At 51.5% G+C, this 3,775-nt stretch carries 4 protein-coding genes; 3 read left to right on the top strand and 1 reads right to left on the bottom strand.

Annotation, left to right across the window (positions count from 1 at the left end):
- Nucleotides 1-294: 294 nt before the first annotated feature.
- Nucleotides 295-720, top strand: coding sequence for an ester cyclase (locus AB9F26_RS21940; RefSeq protein WP_369757074.1), 426 nt, complete (start codon nucleotides 295-297; stop codon nucleotides 718-720).
- A gap of 217 nt (nucleotides 721-937) precedes the next feature.
- Here AB9F26_RS21940 and AB9F26_RS21935 read toward each other — a convergent pair whose 3' ends face one another.
- Nucleotides 938-1,483, bottom strand: coding sequence for an amino acid synthesis family protein (locus AB9F26_RS21935; protein ID WP_369769090.1), 546 nt, complete (start codon nucleotides 1,481-1,483; stop codon nucleotides 938-940).
- A gap of 455 nt (nucleotides 1,484-1,938) precedes the next feature.
- Here AB9F26_RS21935 and AB9F26_RS21930 point away from each other — a divergent pair, with 455 nt between their 5' ends.
- Both AB9F26_RS21930 and AB9F26_RS21925 read left to right on the top strand, forming a co-directional pair.
- A complete protein-coding gene (locus tag AB9F26_RS21930) occupies nucleotides 1,939-2,520 on the top strand; it encodes a thermonuclease family protein (RefSeq protein WP_369757071.1) in 582 nt (193 codons plus the stop codon).
- 510 nt (nucleotides 2,521-3,030) lie between these two features.
- Nucleotides 3,031-3,663 carry an IS30 family transposase gene (locus AB9F26_RS21925; protein ID WP_369769089.1) on the top strand — a complete coding sequence of 211 codons (633 nt, stop codon included), beginning with the start codon at nucleotides 3,031-3,033 and terminating at the stop codon, nucleotides 3,661-3,663.
- Nucleotides 3,664-3,775 lie beyond the last annotated feature (112 nt).

Raw genomic sequence — 3,775 nt, 5'->3', positions numbered from 1 at the left:
ACCGGTTGAAACCACCGCGGAAACCGGACTTTCGCTGCACACGCAAACTAATTTAGGCAACTTGAAGAAAGCGGACACTCGGGGCTGTGACCCAGTTTTTTCAATGTGCAAACGCAGCGAAGGTCGGCAGTGAGCCCTGAATGGGCACTTAATAGGATGTGACGAAGGTCCGCTTTCTTTGGCTAGAAAAATTCCTAGCCGAAAAATGTTGCCACCGTTTGCTTTGTAGATCAGGGTCAATCATCAGCTTCAGGAACAACACCCCCCTGCACCACATACAAAGGTAGCCGAAAGATGCATCCTACTGAAAAAGTAGTTCGTCAGTTCCACGAGTCATGGGGGTTGCGCGATCCGGATCGCGGCGCGGAAGTAATCGCGACAGATTGTAACTTCGAAGACATAGCGCGCGGCGAGAAGCTCACTGGAAAGGAGGCCTATAAGGAAGACTATTACCGTTGGCGCGAGGCTTTCCCTGACGGACTTTGTGAAGTTGAAAATGTGATTGTTAGCCAATGCGGCAAGTGGGCCACTGTCGAGTTTCGCAATACAGGGACCCACACAGGGACCCTTCGATCAAGCCTAGGGGATTTCGCGCCGACCGGAAAACGAGCCGAAGTCCGCTATTGCTCGGTTATGAAGGTTAAGGACGGAATGGTGGTCGAGGGACGCGACTATTACGATAGCGCCACCATTGCGCGACAATTGGGTGTTGTAGACTAACCACCTTCTACCAAACACACAGAACTTTATGAATATCTTGCGTGAAGCCACGGTTCGGAGCTTGAGCGTAAGAGGCAGCTTTATCTGCATTGCCGACACGGAGCGTCTGTTTTTTTGGTGCAGCCACAGCGCAAGGCTGCTTCGAATGCTCCATACCAGATGTCGTACCGTGCACGAATGACCGCTATGCCGTAGGTATGCTAAAGTCGGCTGGTATCTAAGAATTTCTCGGGCCTTTGCCAACCCTTGGGTGCGGGCGTGTGCCGTCTGATAATCCAACGCAAAGCACAATCTCGTCTGCGCGAGGGGCGTCCGGCACCCAGAGGGTCATCGTGTCGATATGATCGAAAGGCCATGCTTCATCTTTGTGCCCAAGTGGCAGATCAATGCTGCCGCCTAATGCTCCGACTTTGTGATTTGAAGGCATCAGAGCCTTGCCGCCGCCAATAGCTTCGCGCACGGGTTTGCCAAGCCTCGGATGCAGCACCGCCGCGCCATGTTCCATTCCGCCCGAAGTTCCAACAAGCGCTGCTTTACCGTAGCAGATTGGTGGCGCTGAGAGCATATGTACGAGCTCCTCAGTCAAAGTTTTACCGAGTGCCACACCTACTTCGAACAATTGTGATAAGTCTTCTTGATCTATTCCCGCGAAGGCATTGCGGACGATCGCCAGGGCCGCCACACGCGTGATCGGCGCACATGGCTTTCCCATTTCGTCCATCATTATAATTTCTTTGGTAAAAACGGTTTTTCGAGTTTCCATGGCCATGCACCTTCATTTTCATTTATATCAACTTGGCCTTTGGCCAACTGAAAGGCAAACCAATGCTAGTGTATCTGCGTAGTCGCTTGCGACAAAAATGGTATCTCCAGATGGGCAAGCCCTGGCGAAAGCTGTCGTTCGGACAAATGTAACGAAGTGACGCTTCGTCCGCATTGCCGCCGCTCGCCCTCCGATTTGACGTTGATTTCGTGTGCAAACGCAGCGAAAGTCGGCAAAGAGCCCGGACTACCGATATTCTGCAACGCCACGAATTTCTGCTATCGTCACGCAGTCAAAAACCTTCAACACCGCCGAGGTTTTGAATGGGGTTTTTGGCCGCGTAAATTGAGGTGGTTTGAGGCCGTGCCAAAAACGAGCGTTTGTTGAATGTTTCTATCAGAACGATTTGCGCTGATGCGATCTTTGGTTAGTAATGCTTGAAAAGGAACGATTTGTTGGAAGCTGCTTTACTTATATTATTACTCATTGGCCTCGCTTTTTTTGCGTTTGGTCGCAAAAGTAGTCGAAGTAAACATACTCCTCCAAGCAGATCGACATCTCATAAAAGGCCAGCTACAAAGCGGCAGCCGTTTGACGCGCAAAGCGCACGTAAACAACCGATCAGCACTACGCTACAAGGCCCTGCCTATGTGGTGGATGGTGATACCGTGGTCATTCAAAAAACTCAGGTACGTTTGTTTGGTGTTGATGCTCCTGAAATCGATCACCCACACGGCAAAAACGCTAAATGGGCTTTAGTTAATTTATGTAAGGGAAAAACAATACGGGCGGAGGTCACAGAGCAAGACGCTTACGGTCGCTCAGTAGCCAAATGTTATCTACAGGATGGACGTGATCTATCGGCTGAAATGGTAAAGCTCGGCTTAGCTATTGACTGGCCTAAATTTTCAGGCGGAGAATATGGTTTGATGGTGGTGCCAGGAGTGCGCAAAAAGCTGTGGCTAGCAGACGCAAGGCAAAAGGGCAGGATGCATGTCTGGGAGCAGTTTAATGCCCGAAAAAATGCTAAAGACTAGGTATGGCTTTAGCCATCAAAACGACCGCTTCGATAAGCGCAGGAGGGACTGATCAATGGAAGGTATATTCTCTGTAGTCTTTGGTCTGTTTGCGCTGTTTATTGTACTATGGCTATATATCCTGCTTCCTGCGGGCATGGCAGAGAGAAGGAGCCGTAGTCAATTAATCTGGGTGCTTATCAGCCTTTTCGGTTCGCCCATCCTAGCCTGTCTGCTTCTGTTGGCTCTGGGAGATGCAGAATAATCTACTTTCCCGAAAATCTTCCAAAAACGACCGTTTGTTGAACGGTTCGCCGAACCCGACATTTGCGCACTTGCAGCGAAGGTCTGAAAGGTCCGGCGGTTTCAACTGGTCGACGCAACACTCTAATCTTTTTGGAAAGATGGAGTGAACCCTATGAAGTATCGTCGCCGAGTGTTTTTCACAGATGAGCAAAAGTCAGAGATATGGGATCCCTCTCGGCGATGCACGCATCGCCTGCCGGCAGTGGATGGCAACGCGGAGAATCGATGAACTCGATCGGGCGTGGTTTTGATCGCTCATCGTCATCGATTTATCCGCTCCTTGCGCGCACTGGCGGCATCCGTCCACCAAACCGCTTGCGGTCTCGCCTCGCTTTCACCCTGATGGACCGCGAGGAGATATCCAGAGGCCTGCGTGCGAAGCTGTCCTTGCGGTCCATTGCGAGATCCCTGAAGCGGTCAGCGTCCACGATTAGTCGCGAGGTCAGACGCAATGGCGGGCGTGCCCAATACCGCGCAGCGCATTCTAATACAGCAGCTTGGAATCGTGCGCATCGCCCAAAACTCTGCAAGTTGAATGGGAATGCCTATCTCTGCCGAGAGATATCGGCCAAGCTGATCCGCAAATGGTCCCCGCAACAAATCGCAGGCTGGCTGATGCGTGAACATCCAGATGATGAGAGCAAGCGTGTCTCGCACGAGACGATCTACCGTAGCCTGTTCATCCAAACGCGCGGCGTTCTTAAGAAGGAATTGCTTGCGCATCTACGGGCAACGCGGGCCATTCGCCGGTCTCGCCATGCCACACTAAAACGGACTGGAGTAGGTAAGTTCAACGACGCAATATCGATCCGTGACAGCCCCGCCGAAGTAGAAGATCGCGCAGTTCCGGGCCACTGATGGTGTGGATGCCTCACCCCGGAACCGGCATCAAAGTGTGCCATAGTGGTGATATTGAAAGCACCAAATCGGAGGAGACATCCATGAACGAAGTTACAATGATTGGCGTCGA

The sequence above is a fragment of the Falsihalocynthiibacter sp. BN13B15 genome (genome assembly GCF_041205415.1).
GTDB classification, from domain to species: Bacteria; Pseudomonadota; Alphaproteobacteria; order Rhodobacterales; family Rhodobacteraceae; genus Falsihalocynthiibacter; species Falsihalocynthiibacter arcticus.
Note: the sequence above shows the minus strand (reverse complement) of the source record. Positions and strands in the feature narration are given on the sequence as shown.